The organism is Virgibacillus sp. 7505 (genome assembly GCF_002272135.1).
Lineage (GTDB): Bacteria > Bacillota > Bacilli > Bacillales > Amphibacillaceae > Terribacillus.
The window spans coordinates 1-25630 of record NZ_NPBF01000028.1; the positions used below are offsets into that span (position 1 = coordinate 1).

Here is a 25630-nt window from a genome sequence, read left to right on the forward strand (position 1 = left end):
GGGATCTTCGACTTCATCGTCAGTTTCCCTTTATTTTCTCGGTGTATTCTCAGTGCATCTTCTCTTAGATTACTCATCCTCTTACATCCCTTCGTTATATGTAAATATCTAATAGTAGATTTCTATACCAGCTTCGATTATACCTTTCAGCAGAGGAGGAAAGCGATTAATTGGCTTGTAATTCCCATTTTATAATTAAAATAACCGATAGTTAAACTAAAGAAAGTGAAGTGCAGCCTCTTTTAGTCAGATTGACAGGGAATATCTGTTATGATATTTTCTATATAAAGCGTTTACAAGTGAACGAGGATTGTTACCGCATTGCGGGCAAAACCTGAATTTACACAAGCAGCCAGCTGCTATGTGTGAATTTGGGTTTTTTTCATTCTGTTAAGGAAGAGGGGGAAATCAATGAAGATAGAAAAGATCCTGAACAATAGTGTTGTGGTTACAAGGAATGATAAAAATCAGGAACTGGTCGTGATGGGAAGAGGCTTGGCGTTCAAGAAGAAGATTGGAGATCCGATAGATGTATCTCAGATTGAGAAGAAATTCATCTTGGAAAAATCAGGCGTGGCCGATAAACTAGAGACTCTTCTGCGGGATGTTTCTCCCTTTTATCTTTCTATTGCCGCTAAAATAGTAGAATATGCTCGCGGTCATCTCCCGTACGACTTGGATGAATATCTTTATGTAGCATTGACTGATCATCTTAGTTTTGCGATCAGCAGAGAGAAACAGGGTATCACCCTGAAGAACCCGCTTGTTTGGGAAATACGAAAATATTATAAGCAAGAATATAAGATTGCGTGGAAAGCGCTGGATATCATCGAAGAGGATACAGGCTATCATTTAGGGGAAGATGAAGCTGCATCCATCGCGTTACATTTGGTCAATAGTCAGCTGACAGGCGAGCACATGCTGACGGCTGTACAAGTAACCGAAATAGTCAGCAACCTGCTGAATATAGTTACTTACTATTTGAAAGGGAATGTAGATGAGAACTCGGTCAATTATGAGAGATTCCTGACACACTTGCGTTTTTTTGCAGTACGTTTTCTGCGGGATGAGAGATTACCTGAACTGGCTGAATCATTCCTTTATGATCAAGTGCGGCTGAAGTACAAGCATGCATTTCAATGTACAGAAAGAATGGATATTTACTTGAAGGAAAAGTTTGATTCTGGACTTACACAGGATGAACAATTGTATCTGACTGTCCATATACATCGCCTTACAGAACAGTCGCAGAAAAAATAAAAGTAAATAAATTGTAAATGTAAGCGTTGACATTTTGGGGCGAAGGTGTTAAATTTTACTTATCAGCTGAATATCCTTCGAAGGAATGTTACCTTAATAGGGCATAACCTGATTAGCTTGGCTGCACGATTTCGTGCGCCGACCTGATCAGGTTTTTTATTTGCCAAATTCCAAATAAAAGGTGGGATTAAGATGAAGTATGAGCAACTGGCCAAAGATATCATCGAGCAAGTCGGAGGCCGCGAAAATGTTAACAGCGTTGTCCATTGTATCACTCGTTTACGCTTTAAGTTGAAGGATGAAAATAAAGCCAACACCGAAGCACTGAAGAACATGGACGATGTCGTTACCGTTCTGAAGAGCGGTGGACAATATCAAGTTGTCATCGGCAATCATGTGCCGGATGTATATAAAGCAGTAGCGCATGTTGGCGGGTTCACTGGTAACGAGCAAGCGTCTCAAGAGGAAGACAAGGATACAAATCCATTCAATAAGTTTATCGATATTATCTCTAGTATCTTTACGCCGGTATTAGGTGTATTAGCTGCAACTGGTATGATCAAAGGTTTCAATGCAATGTTTCTTGCCTTTGGTTGGTTAAAAGCAGAATCTGGTACCTATCAGATCCTTAATGCTGTTGGCGATTCTTTGTTCTATTTCTTCCCTATTTTCTTAGGCTACACTGCAATGAAAAAGTTCGGCGGAAGTCATTTTATCGGGATGGCTATCGGGGCTGCACTCGTTTATCCGACACTCTCCGGTCTTACAACAGGCGATCCACTGTATACGTTATTTAGTGGTACGCTGTTTGAATCACCAGTGCATATTACATTCTTGGGGATGCCAGTAATCTTGATGACTTATTCATCATCTGTTATTCCTATCATTCTGGCGACGTTCTTTGCAGCAAAAGTTGAAAGAGGCTTCGCAAAGATTGTACCTGATGTTATCAAGACCTTTGTTGTACCGTTCTTGACATTGTTAGTGGTTGTACCGTTGACATTCATTATTATCGGTCCGATTGCGACTTGGGCAGGTCAGCTTATCGGGCAAGCGACACTTAGCATCTACGACTTAAGCCCAATCATCGCTGGTTTGTTCTTAGGAGCCTTCTGGCAGATATTCGTTATTTTCGGTTTGCATTGGGGACTTGTACCAATCTCGATCAATAACTTGTCCGTCTACGGCGGAGACCCTGTGTTAGCGCTCGTCTTTGCTGCTTCCTTTGCGCAAATCGGTGCAGTATTGGCTGTTTGGATCCGTATCAAGCAGAGAAAGCTTAAAACATTGAGCATACCAGCTTTTATCTCTGGAATCTTTGGTGTGACAGAGCCGGCGATTTACGGTATTACGTTGCCGCTGAAACGACCATTTATCATTAGTTGTATCGGTGGTGCTTTAGGTGGAGCTGTTCTAGGTATTTTCAAAACAACTGGCTACATGACGGGAGGATTGGGTATATTCCAGATCCCTACATTCATTGGACCAAATGGTTTTGATATGGGATTCTGGGGTTCATTCGTTTCAATTGGTGTAGCGTTTGGAGCTGCATTTGTACTGACAATGCTATTCGGATTCACCAAGGAAAACAACAAACCAGACACAGTACAAGAGCCAACAACACCGATTCAAAAAGAAGAAAAGCTCGCTATTGGTAATGATGTGATTGCCAGTCCATTCCAAGGTTCTATCGTTTCTTTATCTGAAATCAAGGATGAGGCGTTTGCGACAGGTGCACTCGGCAAGGGTGTGGCAATCATTCCATCAGAAGGGAAGCTATATGCTCCTGCTTCTGGAGTTGTGTCGGTATTGTTCCCAACGAAACATGCAATTGGCATCACAACGGATAACGGGGCCGAAATCCTGATTCATATCGGAATGGATACGGTTCAGTTGGACGGCAAATTCTTTGAAGCTCAAGTGAAGCAAGGAGATCACGTGGAAAAAGGCCAGCTGCTAATAGAATTTGACTTGGAAAGTATCCAGAGTGCCGGTTTCGATATTACGACACCAGTTGTGGTTACGGATGTAAGGGGTTACAAATTGGTTGCGGCAACAGAGGAGAAGCAAGTGAAATGGGGAGAGCCGCTCCTTACCTTGAATATTTAAATGCTTGATCAGTAGATATAAAGAGAGAGGGGAGCTGACGATATGAGTGTATTTCCTGAAGGTTTTTTATGGGGTGGCGCCGTAGCTGCCAATCAAGTAGAAGGTGCTTATCGTGAAGGTGGTAAAGGGTTGACGACAGTCGATTTGCTGCCGATAGGAGCAGATAGATTTTCAATCATGCAAGGTAATATTGAAACACTGGAACCAGTTGTTGGTGCGTACTATCCTTCGCATGAGGCGATTGATTTCTATCATAGCTACAAAGAGGATATCGCATTGTTTGCGGAGATGGGGTTCAAGGCGTTACGGGTTTCGATTGCTTGGGCACGCATCTTCCCGCAGGGGGATGAAGAACAGCCAAATGAAGAAGGGCTGCAATTCTATGATAATCTGTTTGATGAGTTACGGAAGCATAAGATCGAGCCAGTTGTAACGATGGCGCATTTTGATGTTCCAGTCCATCTTGTACAGAAATACGGAAGCTGGCGGAACCGGGCGCTCGTATCTTTCTTTGAAAACTACGCTAAAACTATCTTTACAAGATATAAAGGTAAAGTAAAGTACTGGATGACTTTCAATGAAATTAATATGCTTCTGCATCTGCCGTTTGTAGGAGCAGGTCTTGTCTTTCGGGAAGGTGATGACAGAAAACAAATTCAATATCAGGCAGCTCACCATCAGTTGGTTGCCAGCGCGTTAGCAGTGAAGCTCTGCCATGAAATCATACCTGAAGCAAAAATCGGCTGTATGCTGGCGGCGGGTACAACTTACCCGTACTCGGCAAATCCTGCTGATTATCTGGATGCAATGGATCGAGACAGAGATTCCTTCTTCTTTATTGATGTTCAGGCTCGCGGGGCTTACCCAGGATATGCAAAGCGCTTTTTCAAGGACAATAACATCCATATTCAGATGGAACCAGAAGATGAAGCTATCCTCCGTCATACTGTCGACTATATCGGGTTCAGTTATTATGCCAGCCGCACGACTAGTAAGGATCCGGAAGTACTCGGCAAAACGACAGCAGGAAATGTATTCGGTTCTGTGGAAAATCCATATTTGCCGAAATCGGAGTGGGGATGGACAATAGACCCTACAGGTTTCCGAATTACTGCGAATCAGCTTTATGATCGATATCAGAAACCGTTGTTTGTCGTAGAGAATGGACTGGGCGCGGTTGATACAGTCAATGAAGAAGGTCAAGTGGAAGATTCGTACCGTATCGACTATCTGCAAAAACACCTGGAACAAATGGGTGAAGCAATTGAAGATGGCGTCGAAATCCTTGGTTATACCAGCTGGGGACCGATCGATCTTGTCAGCGCCAGTACAGGGGAAATGAAAAAGCGATATGGCTATATCTATGTTGATAAGGACAACGATGGGAATGGCTCTCTTAAACGGATAAAAAAGAAAAGCTTCTATTGGTATAAGAAGGTCATTGAAACGAATGGCGGTAAATTGAGCGATTAATAGAAAGGCACCTCTCCGGCTGATCCGGGGAGGTGCTTTTCTATTGTAGGAAAAACTCAGCCTTTCTGTTTCGTCGGACGAATCAGCAGTTCATTGACTGCGACATCATCCGGCTCGCTCAAAGCATAACGGACTGCTCGTGCAATGCTGTCAGGTGTAACAGCTGCTCCTAATGTCTCGCCCATGCTTTCGCGGATTTCATCATCTGTGATACTATCCGGGAGTTCGGTTTTAATGGCTCCTGGAGAAATGATTGTTGTGCGGATATTGTTTTCTGCTTCTTCCTGGCGCAAGCCTTCCGTGATGGCACGTACAGCGAATTTCGTTCCGGAATAAACAGCAGTTCCCGGACCGGATTTATGCCCCGCAACAGAGGATGTATTGATGATATGGCCTTGCTTGCGCTCACGCATATGCGGCAGCACAGCAGCAATGCCATACAATACACCTTTGATGTTAACGTCTACCATCGTATCCCATTCAGAGATTTGCTTTTTATGCAGGTAGGATAGCGGCATTAGACCGGCATTGTTGAAGATGGCATCAATCTTGCCGTACGTTTCCAAAGCCAGCTGTGCCAGCTGTTCAACCTCTTCCTGTTTTGTTACGTCTGTGACTTGATAGATAGCTTCTCCGCCATCCTGCTTGATGGAATCTGCCAGCTCTTGCAAACGCTCTTCGCGTCGGGCAGCAAGGACAACCTTAGCACCATGCTGCGCCAATTCTTTAGCTGTTGCCTCTCCAATACCGCTTGATGCACCTGTGATAATGACAACTTTATCTTGAATATTTTCGCTCATGATTCGATTGCTCCTTTCGGATGTCTGGTTCTCCTAACTAATAACCCGTTTGGGGAATCTGAAACATAAAAAAAGAGCCTCCTATAGGAGACTCGTGTCATTCTTAGTCATCATCACCATCATCATCTTGATCGTCATCGATGGATTCTTTTTCTGTATACGTCACTTCGCCGGATTCTGCATTAACAGTCACTTCGATTTCATCCTTATCAGTACGAAGCTCCACATCATATTCCAGTCTGCCGTCATCTTCATCAAGGGAGATATCTGTAAGTACAGCATCTTTTTCCTGTGCGAGAGCTGTTTCAGCTGCCGTTTTGATGTCTACTTTTGGCTGTGGTGTTTGGTTATCATCGTCATCGTCATTATCTTTTCGTGATTCAACAGTTCCGTCATCGGCATTCACGCGTACATCGTATTCAGCTTTATCGTCATTTACATCTACTTCGTAATAAGCCTGACCGCTGCGTGTAGTATCAAGTTCGACACTAGTCACTGTTCCTGCTTGCTCTTTGCTTGCATTGTCAATGGCTTGATTCAAATTCACTTTTGTATCAGCAGGTACTTTATCGTCGTCCGCACTTACATGCTGGAAACCTAGGCCTAATCCAGCTGCCAATGTAATCGCCAAACCGCTTGCTATTAAATTCTTTCTTTTCATATTATCCATCTCCTTGTTCGTTGTTATGGTACTACTATATCCAACGCATCTTAGAACAACATGAAGTGAAAATTAGAAAACGCTGAGAAAAGAAGGAGACATTTCACAGATGACTTGTTTAATCTCATTCAAAGGGGGAATTGTCTCTAAGTCGAGACAAATCGTAAGGAGGCGTTATCTTGCAAAAGCAGTTCGATTTACTTTATATAAATGGAGAATGGCGAAAAGGGAATAGCGAAGAAACGTTTGAAAATATCAATCCATATACAGGAGAGACATTGCTTACAATCCAAGGAGCGAACGAAGAGGATGTGGGTGAAGCTTATCAAGCAGCAGCACGAGCACAGAAGGAATGGGCTGAGCAGCCACCGCAAGTGAAGCGGGAACTGATTGAGAAAGCTATCCAGGTTATTGAACGCGAAAAAGAGCTATTCATCGAATGGCTGATCAAGGAAGCAGGAAGTACGTACCGAAAAGCTGTCGGGGAAATAACAACCGCGGTTAATTTCATGAAAGAAGCTGCTTCTTATCCGAACCGGATGAAGGGGGAAGTATTTCTTTCCCATGTTCCAGGCAAGGTAAATAAAGTCTATCAGGAACCGTTAGGAGTAATCGGTGTTATTAGTCCGTGGAACTTCCCGCTTCATTTGACAATGCGTTCTGTGGCAGCTGCACTGGCTACAGGTAACGGGGTCGTTATCAAACCTTCCAAGGATACAACCGTGACAGCAGGCTCACTTGTAGCAGCTCTGTTCGAAGAGGCTGGAGCACCGAAAGGACTGATCAACCTTGTCAGCGGTAAGAGCTCCGAGATTGGCGATGCTTTTGTGAAGCATCCGATTCCGCGTATGATTTCCTTTACAGGATCTACCGGAGTCGGCAAACACATCGCATCTCTTGCTGCTGGCGAACTGAAAAGTACGGCATTGGAGCTTGGCGGCAACAACGTGCTTATCGTGATGGAAGATGCCAATATCGATGCGGCAGTAGAATCTGCTGTTTACGGTAAATTCTATCATCAAGGGCAGGTTTGTATTGCGCTTAACCGCATACTCGTTCAGGCATCTGTAGCAGAGGAATTCACGAGCAAGTTCGTTGAAAAAGTCAAAGAATTACGTTACGGTGACCCTACAGATAAAAACACACAAGTAGGTCCTATTATAAATGAGCAGCAAGTGGACAGCATAAAAGAGCAGCTGCAGCGTGCGATCGACGCTGGTGCAAATGTTCTTACAGGCGGCAGCTTCCATGGCAATGTGTTAGAGCCTACAGTCGTCAATCAAGTAGACAACCAGTCACCGCTCGCAGCCGAAGAGATATTCGGACCAATCGCACCAATCATTACGTTCGAAACGGAAGACGAAGCAGTGGAGATGGCTAATGAACATCCATATGGTCTTTCCGGTGCAGTGCATTCTACAGTCGGACACGGGGAATTGATTGCAAAACGAATTGAAACAGGCATGATTCATGTCAACGATCAGAGCATCAATGACGAACCACAAGCACCATTTGGCGGTGTGAAGCAATCCGGTCTTGGCCGATTCAACGGCAAGTGGGCGTTGGAGGAATTCACGGAAACGAAATGGATCGGTGTCCAAAATGAACGGACGGATTACGATAGCTTTTTGAAATAAACAGAAATGAGGGATCAGCATGAGCAAAGTATTCATTATTGGAGCAAACGGCAAAGTAGGAAAAAACCTAGTCAACGTCCTGAACGAGAAGAAGGAGCATGACGTATCCGTTGGATTGCGGAAGGAAGAGCAATTCGGATACTTTGAAGAGAAAGGTGTAAAACCGGTCTACTTGAACTTGGAGGATAATGTAGACGCGATCACAGACGCTATCCAAGGATCGGATATTGTCGTATTCACAGCAGGTTCCGGCGGAAGCACTGGAGCTGATAAGACGTTAGCGATCGATTTAGACGGAGCTGCTAAATCAGTGAAAGCTGCTGAAAAAGCAGGGGCGAAGCAGTTCATCATGGTGAGTGCCATTCACGCTGATTCTCCGGAAGAGTGGAGCGAAAGCATGAAGCCGTATTACATCGCGAAGCATTATGCGGATCAAATCGTTCAAGGCAGCGAGCTGAACTATACAATTCTGCGTCCGGGTGGATTATCTGATGATGCAGGAACTGGCAAAGTTACAACAGACCCATCCGAATTCAAAACAACGCAGATTCCGCGAGAAGATGTGGCGCGTGCAATTGTCGCAGCAATCGGTAATGAGAAAGCAAAAGGAAAGATTGTATCCCTGCTTGCTGGAGAAACGCCAGTTGAAGAAGTTTATAATTAAAACCTAAAGGAAGACCGCTAAATTAGCGGTCTTTTTTTATTGAGCAATATGAAGAAAGGCGAATCTTTTTCTGTTTCCTAAAAGTACACTTACTTAGGTATAGATTTAGAGAGCATTATTCTAAGGAGGTTTACAGGTGAAAAGACATATAGAAAACAGATTGAAATATCTTTACTCTGGCGAATTAATAGCCGTAATTTGTTTTGTGATTCTCAGCTTGCTTATAAATCATAACTATCCAGATTTGAAGCTCTATTCCCTTTTTTCATTTTGGACAGCATTTCTTCTTTTGGAGTTCCTATTATTGCAAGGCTCCATGTATTGGTATATAAAATTTAAAAGGTTCAGGAATGAGAAGACATTTATCACTCCCACATATGCAGTACACAAACTAATAAAACTCAGGAAAGTAAATGTGCTGCTGATAGCCATTCCGCTTCTTGCATTTATCTATGATTTCCTCCGCTTGCATTCCCCGTTTCCTATAGGCGGACTTTTTATAGCGTTATTTATATATGTCTTCGCTATATTGGAGTACATAAACTACTTCTATATACAGTTATCGTATGACAATATTTCTGACCTTAGATACTTAAAGCAGCGCAAAGTGCTGAAGCAAGCCAGCATACAGAGGGACATCAATCGATTATTACATAACAAAGAAAAAGAACCTCTAAAATGAGGTCGATGTATTACTTTTTGATGGGATCACTGATGAAGAGTTTATCAACTGTGGTATCCAATACAAAGGCTATATCAAACGCTAATTGTAACGTAGGATCGTATTTATCATTTTCAATGGCATTTATTGTTTGTCTGGAAACTCTACAGAGTTTAGCCAGTTCTTCTTGGGATAACTTCGCTGATTTTCGTAATTCCTTAATGTTGTTTTTCATTTAATCACCATATTTTTTCCTGTAAATCAGCAATGTTACCAGATATATAATTGAAATCACTGTCAGAAACATTATCGGTGAAATCCAATTACCATTATAAGAAGTATTCCCCTGAATAGTTAGATAAACTGACTGGGCAACATCTAAGATTAGCATACCCATAACTACAATAAACGCATATGATTGAGCTTTCGACTTGATAAACTTCCTTCTTTCATCACCTTTTTGAGAAGATGCTGCAACGAAAATCAAAATTCCGCAAACTAACAAAATGACTGAATACACAATTTTAACCCAATCCATTTTCAATTCACCCCTCATCTGAAATGTAAAAAGTATTTGACAATAATCATTGTATGTATTGGCTTTGGAAATGTCAAATCATTTTTACATTTATAAATATAATATGAAGCCAAAGCCTTCAAGTTATATTTAAAAATTACAGAAAGATACAAATGGAAAAGGATCCCGCATATTAGATATATCTAATATGCGGGATCCTTATAAAAACATTATTTTACTTCCAAAGCTCGGATAGTAATGTATAGCTGTTTCTGCGTTTTTCCTGATCAAATATGTCGGCTGAAACGATGAGTTCATCAAACTGCGTTTTCGCATGGAATGCTTCCAACTCACTGGCTACTTTTTCTTTATCTCCGACGAAGGAGTAAGTCAGCGTATTTGTGACATGGAGCTTTTCATGCTCGTTCCAGATATGATCCATGCTCTCGACTGGAGCAGTGGAAGAACCTGAGCGGCCGCGGATGATGCTTAGGAATTTAAGCTTCAATGTTGTGGAAAGGAATTCCGCTTCTTCATTTGTATCCGCAACGATACCATTCACCGTGACCATTGCATACGGTTTGTCCAGGTAAACAGAAGGCTGGAATCGTTCGCGGTATAGACGCAATGCATTGTGCAGCTCTCCTGGTGCAAAATGGCTGGCGAATGCAAATGGCAAACCGAGCATCGCAGCAAGCTGTGCGCTGAATGTGCTGGAACCTAATAAGTAAACCGGTACGTGCGTTCCATGACCTGGATGTGCTTTGATTGGCAAGTTGTCATCACCAAGATATTGCAGCAATTCCTGAACATCATCTGGGAATCTTTCCGCGGCTGTGTGAGCATCACGGCGCAAAGCACGGCTTGTCATATAGTCTGTACCAGGTGCACGACCTAAACCAAGATCGATGCGGTCTGGGTACATCGTTGCCAATGTCCCGAATTGCTCCGCTACGACTAGCGGTGAGTGGTTCGGCAGCATCACACCGCCGGAGCCGACGCGGATAGTGGAGCTATGTCCAGCAAGATAGCCGATCAATACAGAAGTTGCAGAGCTCGCAATGCTCGGCATGTTGTGGTGCTCCGCAACCCAGTAACGGTTATACCCTAGTTTTTCTGTATGCTGAATCAGCTGTTTACTGTTCTCGAAAGCTTCTTTTGGTGTTTTATTGTCTGGTACAGGTGATAAGTCCAAAACCGATAAAGGTGTTCTGGTCATCATTCATACTTCCTTTCTGCTTGCTTCTTATTATTTATAATCGAATCCGTTTTGTTTCAGAACGTCTGTCACTTTTCCGTATTCTTTATATCGTTCGGAATAGAAAGCAGCAATTCTTTCTGACCAAGGGTGAGCTTTTGTTTCGCCTGTTCGGGCTTTGATAGCGTCTTGCTGTCTTTTGTCCATTTCTTCGACAGCTTCCTGCTGGTTTTGAACATATGTTTCTTTATGATAGAAAGCTTCCATTGGAATTCGCGGGCTTTGTGCTGGGAGCGGATCTGCCGGGTAGCCGATGGCCAAACCAGAGATTGGGAAAGCAAGCTCAGGCAGCTCAAGCAGCTCTGAAATTTCGGCTGGGCTTCTGCGGACGCTGCCGATCGGTACGGTGCCAATTCCCATGGATTCTGCTGCAGCAACAGCAGTACCGAGTGCAATGCCAACGTCAGTAGAGCCTACTAGGACAGCCTCGATATTCTCCATAACCTCAAGTTCCTTATCGTGTAGATCTGTTATATGCTTGGCGCGGCTGTAATCCATGCAGAAAACGAGAAAAGCAGCTGCGTCATCAATATGTTTCTGATTACCGGAAAGCTCCGCTAACTTTCGTTTTCTCTCTTTGTCAGTAACGACGACAACAGAAACCTGCTGGCCGTTGATCCAGTTCGGAGCTTGGATAGCGGCACCCATGATGGCATCCAATTGCTCCTGTGTCAGTTTTTTATCAGTGAATGTCCGTACGGAACGGTGATTGTGCAATTGATTGATGAAGTCGTTCATAATAGCCTCCTCGTTCGTCATGCGACTTACATGCTCTACGGAATATTATACGTAGGTAAAAGAACAGAAAGCAAAAGAACAGCTTACAAAGCAGGAAAGCACGAGCGTATGGCTCGTGCTTTCCTGCTTAGTCCTTATTCAGTGTCAAAACAGTTTCAGCTGTTTCATTCAATACATGAATCTGCTGGGTTGGCGTTTGCGGGAAGTAATAGCCATGCTTCATCATATAGCTGAAAACACGTTCATGCTGTTCGATGTGTTCATGCAGCTTTGCCTTCAAATCAGTGCGCAGCTTTTCATTGCCCGTTTCATTTATAGCCTTTGCGGTGATGATGATGCCGGTTTTAACGGTAACAAGTAAATCAGTCACAATTACTTGATCTGTTATTTCCCGAGCTGATCCCAGTATTTCGATAAGCTTATCCATGCTGTTCCTCCTGGTTCAGGAAGCGCTGCAGCATATGGATATGACGTTTATCTGCATCCGCTTGGGCTGTGAGCAGCGTTTTGAGTCCATCGTCCTTCGCTAAGAATCGCATACCTGAGGACTTAGTCAGTGAAAGACAAGCTGTATTCAAAAGCTCCATTGCTTCCATCGTTTCATGTATACCGGATTGATGCATACGGATGTGCCTCCTCTTTTAACACTATCTTGTGAGAAAATGGCTGCTTTATACATACATAAAATTATGTGTCGAGGACAAGCTGAAATAGAATAAGGAGGATGCACGATGAATGATAATCAACAATTGGCCCCGCATGAAACGATGGAAGTTCATGAGCTGCTGAACTTCAAGACTACGTCAGTTATGAAAGCGAAGTTCCTGCAAGGTGTTGTGTTCGATCAGAAAATCAAGCAGCTGATGGAGAGAGATGTGGAAACCTCTGTACGCCAAATTCGGGAACTTGAGGAGCTGTACAGCAAGTCCCAGCTCGTAGAAGAAGGTGAAACAGATGCGTGATTACCTAGATCCAGAAAACGCCAAAGGCATGCCTGATCTGATGGATTCCGCCATTTGCACAGAGATGCTTATTACCGCAAAATCAGCAGTCAACAACTACGCAATCGCTATAACAGAAGCAGTAAATCCAGAGCTTCGGCAAACCCTTGTTCGACATTTGGATGAAGCGATTGAGATGCAGGGCGCTATTTCTGCCTTGATGGCACAGCACAACTGGCTGTTCCCGGCTGACCCTAATTCCCAGTATCCGTTCGACCGAACAGCTGCCAATACAGCAATCGATGTGGTAAGTATGGACTTATTCCAATATGATACCGACCGTCTCGGTATGTTTGCGACGCCGACCAATACCGAATCGAAGGAGAATCAGTTATGAAGGCAGTGACGTATCAAGGGATAAAAGACGTTCGTGTAAAAGAAGTGAAGGCACCCTCGATCAAGAAACCGGATGATATCATCGTCAAGCTGACTGCTACAGCGATTTGCGGCTCTGATCTGCATTTGATACACGGGATGATTCCGAATATGCCGGAGAATTATATCATCGGCCATGAACCGATGGGGATCGTCGAGGAAGTCGGCCCCGAGGTAACAAAAGTGAAAAAAGGTGATCGCGTTGTCATTCCATTCAACGTAAGCTGCGGGGAATGCTTTTTCTGTCAGCATGATTTGGAAAGCCAATGCGACAATAGCAATGAAAATGGTCAGATGGGTGCCTATTTTGGCTACTCAGATAACAATGGCGGCTACCCCGGCGGACAAGCGGAATACATGCGGGTGCCTTATGGAAACTTTGTGCCTTTCAAAATACCCGAAAATTCCGAGGTTGCGGATGAACAGCTGATTCTGCTGGCAGATGCAGGGTCGACAGCTTTCTGGTCAGTCGATAATGGAGGCGTTAAGCCTGGTGATACAGTTATCATATTCGGATGTGGTCCCGTCGGCCTACTTGCACAGAAATTTGCCTGGCTGAAGGGTGCCAAACGCGTCATTGCTGTTGACTACATTGATTACCGTCTGGAGCATGCGAAGCGTACAAATAAAGTAGAGATAGTAAATTTCGAGCAGCATGAGAATACAGGTGAATACCTCAAGGAGATAACAAAAGGCGGAGCTGACGTGGTCATTGACGCGGTCGGCATGGATGGGAAAATGACTCCAATGGAATTCATCGGCAGCGGGCTGAAGCTTCAGGGCGGAGCATTAGGTGCCTTTGTCATGGCAGCTCAATGTGTCCGCAAGGGCGGCAATATCCAAGTGACAGGAGTATACGGCGGCCGTTATAATGCGTTTCCTTTTGGTGATATATTCCAGCGGAACGTCACAATCAAAAGCGGGCAAGCTCCCGTCATCCACACGATGCCGTATTTGCATGGATTGCTTCAGGATCGGAAGGTCGACTTGGCTGATATCATCACACATATCCTTCCGCTCGATCAAGCTAAAGAAGGCTACGAAAAATTCGATACAAAAACAGATGGCTGTATCAAGGTCATATTGAAACCATAAAGGACTGCTCTCCTAGCAGTCCTTTTTTTAGTTGTAACGCCCAACAGGAGACAAGCCAAATAGAAGAAAAGCTTTATGCCAATTTATCAATCCACAGCTTGCGGAAATTCGGGTGGCCGAAGCCGGTCAGCTCAAAATCCTGCAAGAAAGCAGTATGAGTTCTTTCTTTCATCGGATGGTTCTGGAAGATGATGAGTCGTTCCTGATGAAGGTAGGCTTCAATTTTATCGGCGATGTTATATCTATCCTTCGTTGTTTTACCGTTTTTGAAAGCTTCCAAATAGGTATCAATCTTTTGGAGGTGAGCTGGGCTAAAGTATGTCCGGAATAACAATGCTTCATTTTTAAAGGCCCCAATGAATGAAAGCTCTCGGTCAATATTGGCAACTTCGCCCATGAAGGCCATGTCGAATGCAAGCATCTCTTTTTTGTTATAAATACTGTCCAGTTCATATTCGCGTAGTTCAAGGATTATGCCATACTTAGCTGCTTCTTGCGACAGCCATTCGGCTTGGATTCCAGCAGACTTATGACGCAGGACACCCACCTTTAATGACTCACCCTGGTAAGCTGATTTTCTCAGCGCTTCCAGTAGTTTTTGTTCACTTTTCATAGGTGCGACGGATTTCTCAAGGAAGAAGCTGCTTGCATGCTTCAATTTACCAAACAGATTCTCCAAGTTTAACTCGGTGAAAATTCTCTCTGTGTCTACTAAGTGATACATAGCTTCCCGGAAATATCTGTCCTGGATGATAGAATCACGATGAAAATTGAAGGCAAGGAACCGGAACCCTTGCTCAACTTCATAGTGTGACTGCGTCGGTCCCTGTTGATCGGGCAAACTGTAATTGACTTTCTTTTCACCGGGTTTGATACGCCACATTTCGACCCTATCAAGGAAAGGACGCATTTGGAAGTAAGAAGGGAAAACCTCTAGCACAAGTTTTTGCTCTGTTCTTTCTTTCAATTGATAAGGTCCCGTTGCTACCCATTCGTACTCATTGAAAGGCACGTCTCTTGGAAGGATTGCCATGCTTACACTCGCCATATAACGAAGGAAAAACGGATTAGGCTGTGCTAGCTGGAACCGGATGATATAACGATCGATCACTTCTGTCTGCGCTATATCACTAACGAGCCAGTAATATGGCGAATCCGGTTTGAAGCGGTCTATCGTATAAGCTATATCCTCTGCAGTCATCTCCCGTAAATGATGAAAAAGGACACCTTTTCGCAAATAAAAAATCCATTCGGTGCTATCTTCATTCGTTTTCCAATGGTGGGCCAGATGGGGGTGTATGCTGTCCGTTTCTTGATCGTAGATTACTAGGGTGTCGCTGATCTGCTCAATCAGATGGCTTTCGAAGGTAATCGAGCTTGCGCATGGATCAAGCGTTGTAATCGGCCGATTGAACACGGTACGAAGCGTATCCTGCCCTTCCTGCTGCTGGTAGCCGAAAAGCTGCTCCAGTTCCGACATATGGGCATACCAGTGACGGGGGATTGGCAGTTGCAGGAGCTGGAAGAGGATAGTGGGTTTATCTTCCTGAATGCAGAATTTCATATACTTTTCTACGTCTTCCCGAAAATCGCTCGGAAACGAGAGGATGGACTTTTTGCCTCTGCCCCGTCCAGGCTGATAGCGAAGGTGCCCAAGTTCCTCCAGCTTCTTCAGTTTGCGGATGACATGCCTTCTCGTGCATTGCCAGATAGCTTCGATTTCCTGCAGCGTACACGATACTTGTCCGTCCTTTTCTTTCTCGTATAAATGGGCTCGTATGAGGTAGTAGCTAATATCCAAGTCGTTTCCCCTCCTAAAAGATGACATCTTTAATGGAATTATACACTTTTTACCTCTTTTCAACTTCTACATAATGGAAAAAAGAGAGAGGGGGAGCAGAAATGTTCAGAAGTCTGCATCCGAATATTAGAATACGAATTTATACTTCATTTATGAGCCGCATGATCGGCAGCATGATCTTCCCATTTATGGCGGTCTATTTTGTACAAGAAATGAATGCGGCAATCGCAGGGATACTCATGATGATCAACGTCATTATTCAGTTCCTGGCAAGTCTTTATGGCGGGCACTTAGCCGATCGAATCGGAAGGAAGCGGATGATGGTACTTGGTGAAGCGGCAAAAGCAGCAGCATTCATCGGAATGGTCTTGGCCAATACACCAAGTTTCACTTCCGCTTCCATAACCTTTGCCATGCTAATCGTGATCAGTATTGCCAGCGGGATGATAATGCCAGCCCAAGAGGCGATGCTCATTGATGTGAGTACACAGGAAACTCGTGCTTATATGTACGCTATCAACTATTGGGCAAATAATCTGGCTATGATGATCGGTCTCACGATCGGTGGCTGGCTTTTCCAGGATTATATGTTCCGGCTGCTTATCGGATTAGTGCTCATGTCTATCATCACCATGGCTATTACAATGATGTTCATCCAAGAAACATACACGGTACGCACAACGGCTGGAGAAAAGAAAGACCTTGGATTGAAATCTTTATTCCGGAGTTATCGCAGTGTTGGTAAGGATAGAGCCTTTTTGCTGTTTGTGCTTAGCGGCATCGCCATCCTATCGCTTGAATTCCAGCGAAGCAATTATTTGACGGTTCGTATGGAGAAGGACATCGCAGAGATGAGCATGTCTATTTTCGGCTTCAGTTTATCCGTAGATGGACTGCGGCTGGTCAGTCTCCTGACTGTGGAAAATACACTGATAATTGTGCTCTTCACCGGATTAATCACTAAGCTGATCAAAGGGCATAATGAGCGTCTGGTTATGTATACAGGCTTTATTCTTTTCGGAGCAGGTTTTGCCATCATGGCTGTCAGCAACAGCCCATTTCTTTTGGCAGCAGCAGTTCTGATTCTATCCTTAGGAGAACTGATGTATGTCCCAACCAGGCAGAGCATGCTGGCTGAAATGGTCGATGATACGAAACGCGGGACGTACATGGCTTTTCACGGCTTTGTGTTCCAATTCGGAAAGCTGATCGGTGCCGCAGGCATCATCATGGGAGAATCGGTCGGCAAGTACGGAATGGGATTTAGCTATATTGTCTTTACACTGCTTGGCATCTTGTTCTGTGAAATGGCACTGCGCCAGCGGTATGAAAGTGTTGAGCGTGTCACTCCAAAAGAAAAAACCAAACTTATTTAGAAATTGGAACAAAAACTTCCGTATCTTCGTATGAAGGGAAAAAAGAATTTGCGGAGGTGCGGCAATGGGGACTTATTATATCAAACAGAGAGTATTCAGCTTTAAGGATAGCTTTTCGGTATTCGATGCAGAACAGCAGGAGCTGTACCGTGTCAAAAGCAAACTCTTTTCACTGCAGGATCGACTTACGATTACCGACCTTGATGATAAGCCGCTTGTTGAAATCAAGCAGCAGCTAGCCTTTTTAAAGCCAAGATATATCATCGAAGAGAATGGACAAAAAGTTGCCGAAGTGACCAAGAATTTCACCTTCTTCAAAGCTAACTTCTCGTTAAAGCCGCAAAACTGGAGTCTGCATGGCGACGTTTGGTCGCATCAGTACACACTGACGGATGAAAATGGTCCATTGATGCATGTAACGAAGAAGTGGTTCACCTGGGGCGATACGTATGAAATGCAAATAGAGGATGAATCCCATTTGCTTACGTATATTGCTGTTATGATTGTAATGGATATGGTCTTGCATAATAATAGTACTTTCGCGTTTGATGGGGGCGGCGGGGAATAAGAGGGTAGCGCACGATGTGCCATCCCATATTCAAAGAAATGTGTAAGAGTTCGAATCCGGACAAAGGGTGGAAAACATATGAAATTGGAGCGTTTGATTTCTATAATCTACAAACTGTTGAACCACGAAGTTCTGTCTGCATCTGTGCTCGCTGAAGAGTTCCAAGTTTCCCCAAGAACTATCTACCGGGATATCGATGTGATTTGTGCTGCAGGTATCCCGGTTATATCGTATCAGGGAAATAAGGGTGGCTATGGCATTATGGACGGATACAAGATGGACAGAAGCTTGCTCGGTTCATACGATGTTGATTATCTGGTTACGGTGCTCCGCAGTCTAGCCACTGTGTTTGAAGATGAACGTGTACAGAGCACCATTGAGCGCCTTCAAACAATTGGGGAGGATAATCAAAATCAGAATCTTTCTGTGGACTTTGAAAGCTATCGGACGGCGCCGGATGCACTTCGTCAATTACGTTCTGGCATCACGGAGCGAAAAGTTATTTCCTTTGATTATATAAATGCACAAAATGAACGTACCACCCGTGATGTGGAACCATTGCAGCTTCATTATAAGTATAGCAATTGGTACCTTAATGGATTTTGCCGAAAACGGAAGGATTATAGGGAGTTCCGATTGTCCAGGATGCTGAAGCTGTCTTTGACGCAGGATTCGTTTCAGCCACATGACGAGATTCTGGAAGAGGATTATACTTCTGACAACGAATGGGGAAATAAGGTATCTGATGTGGTAATAAAGGTTAGACCGGAGGCATTGGCGGAAGCGTTGGATCAGTTTCACCAGGTTGATAAGCAATTTCATGATGATGGCAGTATGACGATGAGAATCCCGGTTCATGAGCCGTTGAAAGCACGATGGTTATGGTCAATTCTGCTGAGTTTCAGCAGCGGAGTCGAAGTCGTCCAGCCGCACGCCCTTCGAGTCATTTTAAAAGAGAAACTGAAAAACACAATTAAACTTTATGAAGAAGTATGACAGACTGCTGTCATACTTCTTTTTTTATAATGAGATCCGTTACAACCTTAATCTATCTATATTAAAAGGAGAAGATACGAATGAATCATCCCGAACAAATGTTTAACTACCATTCTTGGGCCAATCAAACCCTCCTAAACCGGATCAAGGAGCTTCCAGCCAATGTACTGCGCGAGGAAGTGAACACCGCGTTTCCTACTATTGCCCAAGCTTTCAGTCATATCTATGCAGTGGAAAGTGTCTGGTATAGGGTTTTAAATGGTGATCGAATGCAGGAAGCTCTGGAAATGTGTATGCCACTTGAAAAGGAGAATCTTCTGCATTCTGCAGTTCAATTTGCAAACGACTTCGCGCAGTCAGCGGAATATTACAAAGAATGGTTAAGAGACCAGGACGACTTGGAGCGAACTATTCTGCTCGAGAACCCATATGCTGGAACAAGAGAAACTCGGTTATCAGAAATTGTACTGCATGTAGTCAATCATGGTACCTATCACCGGGGCAATGTCTCTGCAATGCTGCGCCAGTTGGGCCACGCCTCTACTATGAACGATTATTCACTCTTTTGGTACCAGTAACTTTCATGCTGATACACGGTGTGAGCAGCTTTCTAGTGTAGAACATTGAAAAAGGCAGCACATTATGTGCTGCCTTTTTTCAATGCTTTGTCGCAAGCTGTGGTATTTGTAAACCGGACTGCTTCTTAAGGCGGACCAGACGCTCGAGATGCTTCCGATACAAGAACATAACGAGCATATGGATAGGTGCCTGGGTATATTTATAGACGAACCAAGGCAAGGAAGGTAAATATTCGTGTATGGCCACGACCATCTCCTGCTTACCTGGTATTTGACGAAATTCAATGCGGCCCCGCTGGCTTTCTTTTGCATTCGCGAACAAGCCGCCAGTAATGTAATACAATGCGCGGTGGCCTGTACTTCTTTCTTTGGCGTAAGAAAGTATCAGCAGCGGCTGTTTTGTAAATGTCAGATAGATTTTGCAGTTAAGCTGATCATCAACCTCGGTCCGAACAAGAGGTCGCAGGGACTCGGATACCCAGCTCATGTAATGTTTCGCTGCCCATCCTGCATCTCTTCCAGAAGGTAGTGGCATGCGTTGTACAGAGCGTACGTCCTGGCGAGGCGGTGGGGAAGGGAGTGTCAGCTTTTTACTATGCTTGGAATCTTTACTTTTCTGCTCTTCATCCATGGCAGTCCTGGCAGCTTCATCAAAAAGAATTTGACCATTACTGATGCCTTCCACGTAGTGTGAAGGTTGCGCAACCATAGGGTGCGATAGACTCTCAATCAGTGGGTAGACAGTTTCCTTGGGCATACCGCTGATAAGTTTTACCCAAAGACGAGACAGTTTGATAGTTGGAAATGGTACATGTATACTTCGGAATTTCTTGCCCATTACGCGGGAGATGTGTTCCAGCATTTCCTTGTAAGTCATAACCTCAGGTCCGCCAACGTCAATCGCTTTATTTGCAACATCTTTGTTGCCGACGCTTTTCTGTAAGGCAGTCAGTACATCGGCAAGGGCGATTGGGTGTGTCTTCGTCCTTGTCCAGTTTGGAAGCACCATGACAGGCAGCCGTTTGACCAATTTTTCAGCAATCGGAAAAGAAGAGCCTTTCGGACCGACGATTAATCCAGCTCGGACTGTCGTCACAGGTACGCCGTAAGATCCAAGGATTTTTTCTACTTCCAATCGGCTGCGAAGATGACGGGACAGTTTTTCCTCCGGTGGTATGATCCCGCTTAAATAAACGATTTGCTTCACGCCGTTCTTCTTGGCTGCTTGGGCAAAGTTATCGGCCAAAATGACATCCATATCCTCAAATCTCGCCTGTGTGAGTTTGGCGGAGGGGCTCATCGAGTGGACAAGGTAGACGGCGATATCTGCTCCTTGAAGACCCTTCTCGGTATCAATCTGGGAAAATAGATCGCATGAACGCCATGTTACCCGATCAGTGTTTTCCTGCTTGTCACCGCTCCGTGATAGGGCGATGACGTCAAAACGCTCTTTCAATTTATCCAATAAATGACTGCCAATGTAGCCGCTCGCTCCTGTCAAAGCGACGACGGGGCGTTTTTTCTGTTCGGTTTGCATGATATACCGCTCCTGTCTTCTGGTTCTTGTGTTTAATCGTACCCTTCTTTCTCGTACCTGTAACACAAAAAAACCTTCTCTGTAGTCAGAGAAGGTCAATTCGGTGCAAGCTTGGCTGCATCATTTGTGCTATAAAGCTGGGTAAGAGCAGACTGCAGCTGGTTGAGCTCCCGCTGTAAATCGAGCTCATCATACTTTTCAAAGGATACTGGCTGCCGTGTTGTAAGACTGGTCATAATGCTGCCAAGCTGGTTTTGAATTGCATCATATTGTGTTTCTGTTATTTTATCTTTGTTCTTGCGGAGGGACATGAGCAAATAGCCTGCGTGCTGGGCGTGCATGATGGCTGGCCATAACACCTCTGCCTGCTGCTGGGAAGCCGAGAAATCGCCAAGACTTCGATCATATGCCGCGCGTAATTCGATCAAACTGTTCATCAGTTTCTTTGTATGTCTCTTTTCCTGATCTCCTGAATGAACTGCACGAAGGAGCTCCTGCATATGAAGAATTGTTTCTTTTAATATAATCGGGAGGAAGCGGGTATGGATACCGCGCCATAAAAGCAAAACAGCGATTATGGCAATCAAGCTTCCAACAATCGTGTCGACAACCCTCGCTGTCACAAAATAGCTGACGGTATTGCCTGGATTCATTGTTTCTACCAATACAAGAACGAGAGGCGCAATGAACATATTAGCAAAAACATAGTTACGTACAATCACCAGTTCCACACAAAGCTGCAGCAGACCGACAATAAGAATCAGATAAAAGCCTGATGGTTCCAGTGATAAAATCAATCCGCCTATTATGGTACCGACAATGGTGCCGAGAGAGCGCTGGATTGCCCGATGAATAGTGAGCGTCGTATTTGCACCAATAAGTACAGCTGCACAGGCTACTGGCACCCAATAAGGTCGGTTGAATCCCAGGCTATGTGCCAGCAGCGATGCAATCATAATAAACAGTCCGTAGAATAAAGCGTGCCGGACAGTGATGTTTTTACGTGAAATACCGTTACGAAGAACAGTCCACGCGGATTCTTTCTCAACCTGGATTGATTCCTCAGCAGTTGCTTGTGAAGCAAGATCATATGCCTGTTCCAATTCAAGCTGGAGATTGTGGACTACTGTCTGTTCCGACTTTGTATATGCAGGCCAGTTGCCTTTTGCGTTTTCGAGTGCATCAATCACCGCGGTCAGCTGCTTCTCAAGTGAGATTCGCACATCTGAGCTAAGGTTTTCATTATTGAGCTGTGTCAATGTATAGAAAATATCTGCTGCCAGCTCATGTAAACGCAGCGTAGATGGCTGCCTTTTGGATGCATAGATGATACGATCGGCTTGTCTTAACGTCAGGACGGTAAGATGCTGCATCTGATAGAAAGCTGGTGTTCCAGCGGATTGCAGCATTGCCATAAGCTGTCTGTAAGACTTGATAAGAACTTGTTCATCGTGGTTCTTTTTCGTCCAGAGCCAGCTTGCCATGGCTAGAAGCCAGGATAGTGCTCCGCCAAGCAGGACGTAAAATCCTCGTTCCCACGCGCTATTTGGGTCTAATGGCAGCCCTGTAGCCATGCAGAATATCAGGACGAAGAACATTGGACCTGGAATGAGAAGCTGCAAGGTGTTCAGGACATAAAAGGCTATTAAGCCGATAATACCTGCGACTATAGAGAGTACGATTGTATACGGAGCAAGCAAACTTCCAAGCACCATAGCAGCAGCAAGGCATATAGCCACGGCGGCTAGTTTTTTTGCACGTTGTTTGTACGTTTCTGCTCCTATATATAAGAATGTGAAAGCGCCAAGCGCGGCTGAAAATCCATGGATGATGTCCCCCAGTAATAAACCGATCAATATCGGCAGGCAGGTGGCAAGACCTGATCCTATTGCCCGATTCCAAGGATAGGCAGCAGATCTGACACGTAATGCATCTCGCAGACTAAGCCGTGCAGGCGCCTGTGGTAAATGATAATCCTTCAAGTAAATCCCTTCTTTTCTTTCCATGATACCCATAAAAAAAGGTCATAATCAGAACTATTATATTGTAATGCAATTCACAAACTAATTCAAACGGGTGAAGTATCTTGTGAAAGAATTCCGCATGAAAATACCTGTAATCAAATTTGTTGCAAGGCATCCATTTTTACTTTTTAATGTTATGATGTTATGTGATAGAAGAAATCTATCATCTTATTTCTGTAATAAAGGAGCGATAGTGAGATGGCAAAAAAGAAGAAACCCGCAGGCAATACATCAGGAGCTGCTTCTAAAGCATCCAAGGTCATTGTTTGGGTTGTCTTGGCGATTGTCCTTTTAGTAGTAGCACTGGTCCTCATTAATAATTATACAGGGTCTTCCAGTGATGAGGCGTCGCAGGACATCGACTACAGCAGTCAGCCCTTCCTTGGCGATGAAAATGCCCCGGTTAAAATAGTTGAATTTGGCGATTACAAATGTATCCACTGCCAAGAGTTCCATCATAATAATTTTCCTGTAATCGATCAGGAATTGATTGATACTGGTAAGGCTAGCTTCTATTTCATGAATATGCCGATCATAAATGCCGACTCAGAGAAGGGCGCACAATTCAGTGAAGCAGTTTACCAAGTGCTTGGAGATGATGGATTCTGGAAATTCCACGATGTTCTCTTCGCAGAGGATTTGAACACAAGCTTCACGGATGATTTCCTGATGGACAAGCTTCGCGAAGTAGTCAGCGATGAAGAAGCGGAAGAAGTGCTTCAAGTGTACAACAAGGGAACTGATGATGCAGTTTCAACAGATACAGAACTTGCAGATGAACTTGGTGTGCAAGGTACACCTACTATCTTCGTCAATGGAAAACTATTCGAAGGTCAAGATATGAACGACTTGATCGAGATGGTAGATGAGGAAACGCAGGAGGCGAACTAATGAATAAGAGCCTGTTATTTGCCTGGATAACGGCAGTCATTGCAATGCTGGGCAGTCTCTATTTCAGTGAAATCATGAAATTCGTGCCATGCACACTATGCTGGTACCAGCGTATCCTCATGTATCCGCTGGCTATCATACTAGGTATCGCATTTTATAAAAATGATGTTCGTATCTATAAGTATGTGCTGCCGCTTAGTATTCTCGGAATACTAATTTCAGGCTATCATTACCTGCATCAGAAAGTGCCAGCTTTAGAAGGAGCGAGTCTCTGCTCCAGCGGTGTACCGTGCTCAGGTCATTATATCAACTGGCTCGGGTTCATAACGATTCCGCTGCTGGCATTCACAGCATTCGTAATTATCACAGTCTGCATGTTCATTCTTCGTAAAAAACACGCATAAGAAAAAGCATTTGCCATTTTAGGCAAATGCTTTTTTTCATAGGATGGTGATGTTCAATAGGGAAGGAATAAGCAAGCCTCCCCAAATTAGCGTCATACCGGCAGCCATGATCATGCCGATAGTCGAGAACGTACCTTCTTGTTCCCCGTATTCCATGGCTTTATTGGTACCCACTCCATGTGCTCCCATTCCAAGTGCCAAGCCGCGGGCAACAGGCGATTTTAATGCCATAAGCCGAATGACATATGGGCCGATGATACCGCCTGTAACACCAGTCACGATAACGAAGACAGTCGTCAGGGTCGGCAGACCGCCAATTGTTTTTGATACTTCAATCGCAATTGGTGTTGTAATGGATCGTGGCAGGATACTGATCAGTAAATCGCCATTGAAGCGCATAACAAGACTCAAAAGCAAGGAAGAACCGATTGCTACCAATGTACCGGCTGCAATGCTTGTTAGAATGATCATGATATTCTTACGTAACAGAGGAGCATGTTTGTAAATTGGTATAGCAAAAGCAACTGTGGCTGGGCCGAGCATATGTGTCCATAAACTTGAAGATAGGGCGTATTCACTTGGCTCTAAATGTGCCAACTGGATAATGCCGATAAGAATCAAAGGACACAGCAGCAGCGGATGGAAGAATGGCATCGGCCATTTCTTGTACACAACTTTTGAGGCGCGGTAGATGACATAGGTAACAATGGTGCCTATTAAGATGATAAGTGCGGTAGTCATTGTGTGTGTCCTCCTTTTCTTTTTCTTCTATACAGCTTCTCAGCAGTGAATCCAGTAGCGGCCATCACGATGAAGGTGCTGATAAGGATCAGCAGCACAGTCTCCAGACCTTGCCAGTTCAATATCTCCTTATAATTCAGGATACCAACAGCTGATGGGACAAAGAAAAGCAGAAGTTCAGCCAACAGCCAGCCCCCTGCTTTCTCGATCCATTCCAGTTTGACGATGCCTGCAAATAAGCTTAGTAATAACAAGACCAGACCTACGATAGAGCCTGGTACCGGAAGAGATAATATATGTGCTAAGCCGACACCGGCAAAATAAAATACGTGAATGATCGCTAGCTGAGAAAGCATGGTAATCGTTTTTCGTACCATAAATCTTCCTCCTAACAGAAAGTTATCCATAACTTTTATTGATAACTCCATCATACTGCGGTCTCACGTATTCGTAAAATACATATAT

28 protein-coding genes are annotated in these 25630 nt (G+C 44.2%); 15 read left to right on the plus strand and 13 right to left on the minus strand.

From position 1 onward, the window contains the following. Positions 1 to 411 precede the first annotated feature (411 nt). The 3 genes from licT to CHH91_RS12835 all read left to right on the plus strand — a co-directional run bounded on the left by licT (position 412) and on the right by CHH91_RS12835 (position 4842). Positions 412 to 1260 carry a BglG family transcription antiterminator LicT gene (licT, locus tag CHH91_RS12825; RefSeq protein ID WP_095223856.1) on the plus strand — a complete coding sequence of 283 codons (849 nt, stop codon included), beginning with the start codon at positions 412 to 414 and terminating at the stop codon, positions 1258 to 1260. A gap of 192 nt (positions 1261 to 1452) precedes the next feature. Continuing rightward, positions 1453 to 3369 (plus strand): beta-glucoside-specific PTS transporter subunit IIABC, encoded by a 1917-nt coding sequence (locus tag CHH91_RS12830; protein WP_095223857.1) that lies wholly within the window; start codon positions 1453 to 1455, stop codon positions 3367 to 3369. A 42-nt stretch (positions 3370 to 3411) separates the two neighbouring features. After that, positions 3412 to 4842, plus strand: coding sequence for a 6-phospho-beta-glucosidase (locus CHH91_RS12835; protein WP_095223858.1), 1431 nt, complete (start codon positions 3412 to 3414; stop codon positions 4840 to 4842). 56 nt (positions 4843 to 4898) lie between these two features. Here the strand turns inward: CHH91_RS12835 and CHH91_RS12840 are convergent, their stop codons facing one another. Next, the gene (locus CHH91_RS12840; protein ID WP_095223859.1) at positions 4899 to 5642 is read right to left on the minus strand and encodes an SDR family oxidoreductase; all 744 of its coding nucleotides are present in this window, start codon (positions 5640 to 5642) and stop codon (positions 4899 to 4901) included. Between the two features lie 103 nt (positions 5643 to 5745). Beyond that, complete coding sequence (locus tag CHH91_RS12845) at positions 5746 to 6303, minus strand: PepSY domain-containing protein (RefSeq protein ID WP_176465782.1); 558 nt, start codon at positions 6301 to 6303, stop codon at positions 5746 to 5748. A 179-nt stretch (positions 6304 to 6482) separates the two neighbouring features. Here CHH91_RS12845 and CHH91_RS12850 point away from each other — a divergent pair, with 179 nt between their 5' ends. From CHH91_RS12850 to CHH91_RS21255, 3 genes are all read left to right on the plus strand, one after another. Next, positions 6483 to 7940: an aldehyde dehydrogenase family protein gene (locus CHH91_RS12850; RefSeq protein ID WP_095223861.1), complete on the plus strand. Its 1458-nt coding sequence runs from the start codon at positions 6483 to 6485 to the stop codon at positions 7938 to 7940. 19 nt (positions 7941 to 7959) lie between these two features. Continuing rightward, complete coding sequence (locus CHH91_RS12855) at positions 7960 to 8604, plus strand: SDR family oxidoreductase (RefSeq protein ID WP_095223862.1); 645 nt, start codon at positions 7960 to 7962, stop codon at positions 8602 to 8604. A 136-nt stretch (positions 8605 to 8740) separates the two neighbouring features. Further along, complete coding sequence (locus CHH91_RS21255; RefSeq protein WP_095223863.1) at positions 8741 to 9286, plus strand: general stress protein; 546 nt, start codon at positions 8741 to 8743, stop codon at positions 9284 to 9286. Positions 9287 to 9296: 10 nt separating this feature from the next. On the opposite strand, the gene CHH91_RS12865 is transcribed toward CHH91_RS21255, so the two are convergent. The 6 genes from CHH91_RS12865 to CHH91_RS12890 all read right to left on the minus strand — a co-directional run bounded on the left by CHH91_RS12865 (position 9297) and on the right by CHH91_RS12890 (position 12401). Continuing rightward, positions 9297 to 9500, minus strand: coding sequence for a helix-turn-helix transcriptional regulator (locus CHH91_RS12865; RefSeq protein ID WP_095223864.1), 204 nt, complete (start codon positions 9498 to 9500; stop codon positions 9297 to 9299). Continuing rightward, positions 9501 to 9803 carry a hypothetical protein gene (locus CHH91_RS12870; protein WP_095223865.1) on the minus strand — a complete coding sequence of 101 codons (303 nt, stop codon included), beginning with the start codon at positions 9801 to 9803 and terminating at the stop codon, positions 9501 to 9503. 214 nt (positions 9804 to 10017) lie between these two features. Then, the gene (locus CHH91_RS12875; protein ID WP_095223866.1) at positions 10018 to 11004 is read right to left on the minus strand and encodes an LLM class flavin-dependent oxidoreductase; all 987 of its coding nucleotides are present in this window, start codon (positions 11002 to 11004) and stop codon (positions 10018 to 10020) included. Between the two features lie 27 nt (positions 11005 to 11031). Then, a complete protein-coding gene (locus tag CHH91_RS12880; RefSeq protein WP_095223867.1) occupies positions 11032 to 11778 on the minus strand; it encodes an NADPH-dependent oxidoreductase in 747 nt (248 codons plus the stop codon). A 127-nt stretch (positions 11779 to 11905) separates the two neighbouring features. Beyond that, a complete protein-coding gene (locus CHH91_RS12885) occupies positions 11906 to 12205 on the minus strand; it encodes a spore coat protein (RefSeq protein WP_095223868.1) in 300 nt (99 codons plus the stop codon). Beyond that, the gene (locus tag CHH91_RS12890) at positions 12198 to 12401 is read right to left on the minus strand and encodes a hypothetical protein (protein ID WP_095223869.1); all 204 of its coding nucleotides are present in this window, start codon (positions 12399 to 12401) and stop codon (positions 12198 to 12200) included. Before CHH91_RS12890 ends, CHH91_RS12885 begins: the two co-directional genes overlap by 8 nt. Before the next feature lie 108 nt (positions 12402 to 12509). Here CHH91_RS12890 and CHH91_RS12895 point away from each other — a divergent pair, with 108 nt between their 5' ends. Genes CHH91_RS12895 through CHH91_RS12905 form a run of 3 tightly spaced genes read left to right on the plus strand, consistent with a single transcriptional unit; the run spans position 12510 to position 14249 of the window. Further along, positions 12510 to 12740, plus strand: coding sequence for a spore coat protein (locus tag CHH91_RS12895; protein WP_095223870.1), 231 nt, complete (start codon positions 12510 to 12512; stop codon positions 12738 to 12740). Further along, complete coding sequence (locus CHH91_RS12900; protein WP_095223871.1) at positions 12733 to 13116, plus strand: spore coat protein; 384 nt, start codon at positions 12733 to 12735, stop codon at positions 13114 to 13116. The genes CHH91_RS12895 and CHH91_RS12900 overlap by 8 nt, the downstream gene beginning before the upstream one ends. Then, complete coding sequence (locus CHH91_RS12905) at positions 13113 to 14249, plus strand: zinc-dependent alcohol dehydrogenase (RefSeq protein ID WP_095223872.1); 1137 nt, start codon at positions 13113 to 13115, stop codon at positions 14247 to 14249. Before CHH91_RS12900 ends, CHH91_RS12905 begins: the two co-directional genes overlap by 4 nt. Before the next feature lie 73 nt (positions 14250 to 14322). Here CHH91_RS12905 and CHH91_RS12910 read toward each other — a convergent pair whose 3' ends face one another. After that, positions 14323 to 16050 (minus strand): ABC transporter substrate-binding protein, encoded by a 1728-nt coding sequence (locus CHH91_RS12910; protein ID WP_176465783.1) that lies wholly within the window; start codon positions 16048 to 16050, stop codon positions 14323 to 14325. A gap of 101 nt (positions 16051 to 16151) precedes the next feature. On the opposite strand from CHH91_RS12910, the gene CHH91_RS12915 reads away from it, so the two are divergent. The 4 genes from CHH91_RS12915 (at position 16152) to CHH91_RS12930 (ending at position 19568) form a co-directional block, all read left to right on the plus strand. Beyond that, complete coding sequence (locus tag CHH91_RS12915) at positions 16152 to 17426, plus strand: MDR family MFS transporter (protein ID WP_095223874.1); 1275 nt, start codon at positions 16152 to 16154, stop codon at positions 17424 to 17426. A 64-nt stretch (positions 17427 to 17490) separates the two neighbouring features. Further along, the gene (locus CHH91_RS12920) at positions 17491 to 17994 is read left to right on the plus strand and encodes an LURP-one-related/scramblase family protein (protein ID WP_095223875.1); all 504 of its coding nucleotides are present in this window, start codon (positions 17491 to 17493) and stop codon (positions 17992 to 17994) included. Between the two features lie 78 nt (positions 17995 to 18072). Beyond that, positions 18073 to 18990 (plus strand): helix-turn-helix transcriptional regulator, encoded by a 918-nt coding sequence (locus tag CHH91_RS12925; protein WP_095223876.1) that lies wholly within the window; start codon positions 18073 to 18075, stop codon positions 18988 to 18990. A gap of 80 nt (positions 18991 to 19070) precedes the next feature. Further along, the gene (locus tag CHH91_RS12930; protein WP_095223877.1) at positions 19071 to 19568 is read left to right on the plus strand and encodes a DinB family protein; all 498 of its coding nucleotides are present in this window, start codon (positions 19071 to 19073) and stop codon (positions 19566 to 19568) included. Between the two features lie 79 nt (positions 19569 to 19647). Here CHH91_RS12930 and CHH91_RS12935 read toward each other — a convergent pair whose 3' ends face one another. Continuing rightward, the gene (locus CHH91_RS12935) at positions 19648 to 21105 is read right to left on the minus strand and encodes an NAD(P)H-binding protein (RefSeq protein WP_095223878.1); all 1458 of its coding nucleotides are present in this window, start codon (positions 21103 to 21105) and stop codon (positions 19648 to 19650) included. Between the two features lie 95 nt (positions 21106 to 21200). Next, on the minus strand, positions 21201 to 23087 hold the full coding sequence (locus tag CHH91_RS12940) for an FUSC family protein (protein WP_176465784.1): 1887 nt from the start codon (positions 23085 to 23087) through the stop codon (positions 21201 to 21203). 240 nt (positions 23088 to 23327) lie between these two features. Here CHH91_RS12940 and CHH91_RS12945 point away from each other — a divergent pair, with 240 nt between their 5' ends. Continuing rightward, positions 23328 to 24020 (plus strand): DsbA family protein, encoded by a 693-nt coding sequence (locus CHH91_RS12945; RefSeq protein WP_095223880.1) that lies wholly within the window; start codon positions 23328 to 23330, stop codon positions 24018 to 24020. After that, the gene (locus CHH91_RS12950) at positions 24020 to 24424 is read left to right on the plus strand and encodes a disulfide oxidoreductase (RefSeq protein ID WP_095223881.1); all 405 of its coding nucleotides are present in this window, start codon (positions 24020 to 24022) and stop codon (positions 24422 to 24424) included. The genes CHH91_RS12945 and CHH91_RS12950 overlap by 1 nt, the downstream gene beginning before the upstream one ends. 36 nt (positions 24425 to 24460) lie before the next feature. On the opposite strand, the gene CHH91_RS12955 is transcribed toward CHH91_RS12950, so the two are convergent. After that, positions 24461 to 25165, minus strand: coding sequence for an LrgB family protein (locus CHH91_RS12955; protein WP_095223882.1), 705 nt, complete (start codon positions 25163 to 25165; stop codon positions 24461 to 24463). Then, the gene (locus CHH91_RS12960; RefSeq protein WP_038557742.1) at positions 25162 to 25542 is read right to left on the minus strand and encodes a CidA/LrgA family protein; all 381 of its coding nucleotides are present in this window, start codon (positions 25540 to 25542) and stop codon (positions 25162 to 25164) included. The genes CHH91_RS12955 and CHH91_RS12960 overlap by 4 nt, the downstream gene beginning before the upstream one ends. Positions 25543 to 25630: the final 88 nt, after the last annotated feature.

What these genes read in the sequence shown, in the direction of transcription:
- CHH91_RS12925 (WP_095223876.1), top strand. Translation starts at nt 18,073, where the DNA reads ATGAAATTGGAGCGTTTGATTTCTATAATCTACAAACTGTTGAACCAC.
- CHH91_RS12895 (WP_095223870.1), top strand. Translation starts at nt 12,510, where the DNA reads ATGAATGATAATCAACAATTGGCCCCGCATGAAACGATGGAAGTTCAT.
- licT (WP_095223856.1), top strand. Translation starts at nt 412, where the DNA reads ATGAAGATAGAAAAGATCCTGAACAATAGTGTTGTGGTTACAAGGAAT.
- CHH91_RS12840 (WP_095223859.1), bottom strand. Translation starts at nt 5,642, where the DNA reads ATGAGCGAAAATATTCAAGATAAAGTTGTCATTATCACAGGTGCATCA.
- CHH91_RS12885 (WP_095223868.1), bottom strand. Translation starts at nt 12,205, where the DNA reads ATGGATAAGCTTATCGAAATACTGGGATCAGCTCGGGAAATAACAGAT.
- CHH91_RS12935 (WP_095223878.1), bottom strand. Translation starts at nt 21,105, where the DNA reads ATGCAAACCGAACAGAAAAAACGCCCCGTCGTCGCTTTGACAGGAGCG.
- CHH91_RS12950 (WP_095223881.1), top strand. Translation starts at nt 24,020, where the DNA reads ATGAATAAGAGCCTGTTATTTGCCTGGATAACGGCAGTCATTGCAATG.
- CHH91_RS12915 (WP_095223874.1), top strand. Translation starts at nt 16,152, where the DNA reads ATGTTCAGAAGTCTGCATCCGAATATTAGAATACGAATTTATACTTCA.
- CHH91_RS12945 (WP_095223880.1), top strand. Translation starts at nt 23,328, where the DNA reads ATGGCAAAAAAGAAGAAACCCGCAGGCAATACATCAGGAGCTGCTTCT.
- CHH91_RS12855 (WP_095223862.1), top strand. Translation starts at nt 7,960, where the DNA reads ATGAGCAAAGTATTCATTATTGGAGCAAACGGCAAAGTAGGAAAAAAC.
- CHH91_RS12960 (WP_038557742.1), bottom strand. Translation starts at nt 25,542, where the DNA reads ATGGTACGAAAAACGATTACCATGCTTTCTCAGCTAGCGATCATTCAC.
- CHH91_RS12880 (WP_095223867.1), bottom strand. Translation starts at nt 11,778, where the DNA reads ATGAACGACTTCATCAATCAATTGCACAATCACCGTTCCGTACGGACA.
- CHH91_RS12865 (WP_095223864.1), bottom strand. Translation starts at nt 9,500, where the DNA reads ATGAAAAACAACATTAAGGAATTACGAAAATCAGCGAAGTTATCCCAA.
- CHH91_RS12835 (WP_095223858.1), top strand. Translation starts at nt 3,412, where the DNA reads ATGAGTGTATTTCCTGAAGGTTTTTTATGGGGTGGCGCCGTAGCTGCC.
- CHH91_RS12830 (WP_095223857.1), top strand. Translation starts at nt 1,453, where the DNA reads ATGAAGTATGAGCAACTGGCCAAAGATATCATCGAGCAAGTCGGAGGC.
- CHH91_RS12845 (WP_176465782.1), bottom strand. Translation starts at nt 6,303, where the DNA reads ATGAAAAGAAAGAATTTAATAGCAAGCGGTTTGGCGATTACATTGGCA.
- CHH91_RS12870 (WP_095223865.1), bottom strand. Translation starts at nt 9,803, where the DNA reads ATGGATTGGGTTAAAATTGTGTATTCAGTCATTTTGTTAGTTTGCGGA.
- CHH91_RS12930 (WP_095223877.1), top strand. Translation starts at nt 19,071, where the DNA reads ATGAATCATCCCGAACAAATGTTTAACTACCATTCTTGGGCCAATCAA.
- CHH91_RS12920 (WP_095223875.1), top strand. Translation starts at nt 17,491, where the DNA reads ATGGGGACTTATTATATCAAACAGAGAGTATTCAGCTTTAAGGATAGC.
- CHH91_RS12900 (WP_095223871.1), top strand. Translation starts at nt 12,733, where the DNA reads ATGCGTGATTACCTAGATCCAGAAAACGCCAAAGGCATGCCTGATCTG.
- CHH91_RS12890 (WP_095223869.1), bottom strand. Translation starts at nt 12,401, where the DNA reads ATGCATCAATCCGGTATACATGAAACGATGGAAGCAATGGAGCTTTTG.
- CHH91_RS12875 (WP_095223866.1), bottom strand. Translation starts at nt 11,004, where the DNA reads ATGATGACCAGAACACCTTTATCGGTTTTGGACTTATCACCTGTACCA.
- CHH91_RS12955 (WP_095223882.1), bottom strand. Translation starts at nt 25,165, where the DNA reads ATGACTACCGCACTTATCATCTTAATAGGCACCATTGTTACCTATGTC.
- CHH91_RS12905 (WP_095223872.1), top strand. Translation starts at nt 13,113, where the DNA reads ATGAAGGCAGTGACGTATCAAGGGATAAAAGACGTTCGTGTAAAAGAA.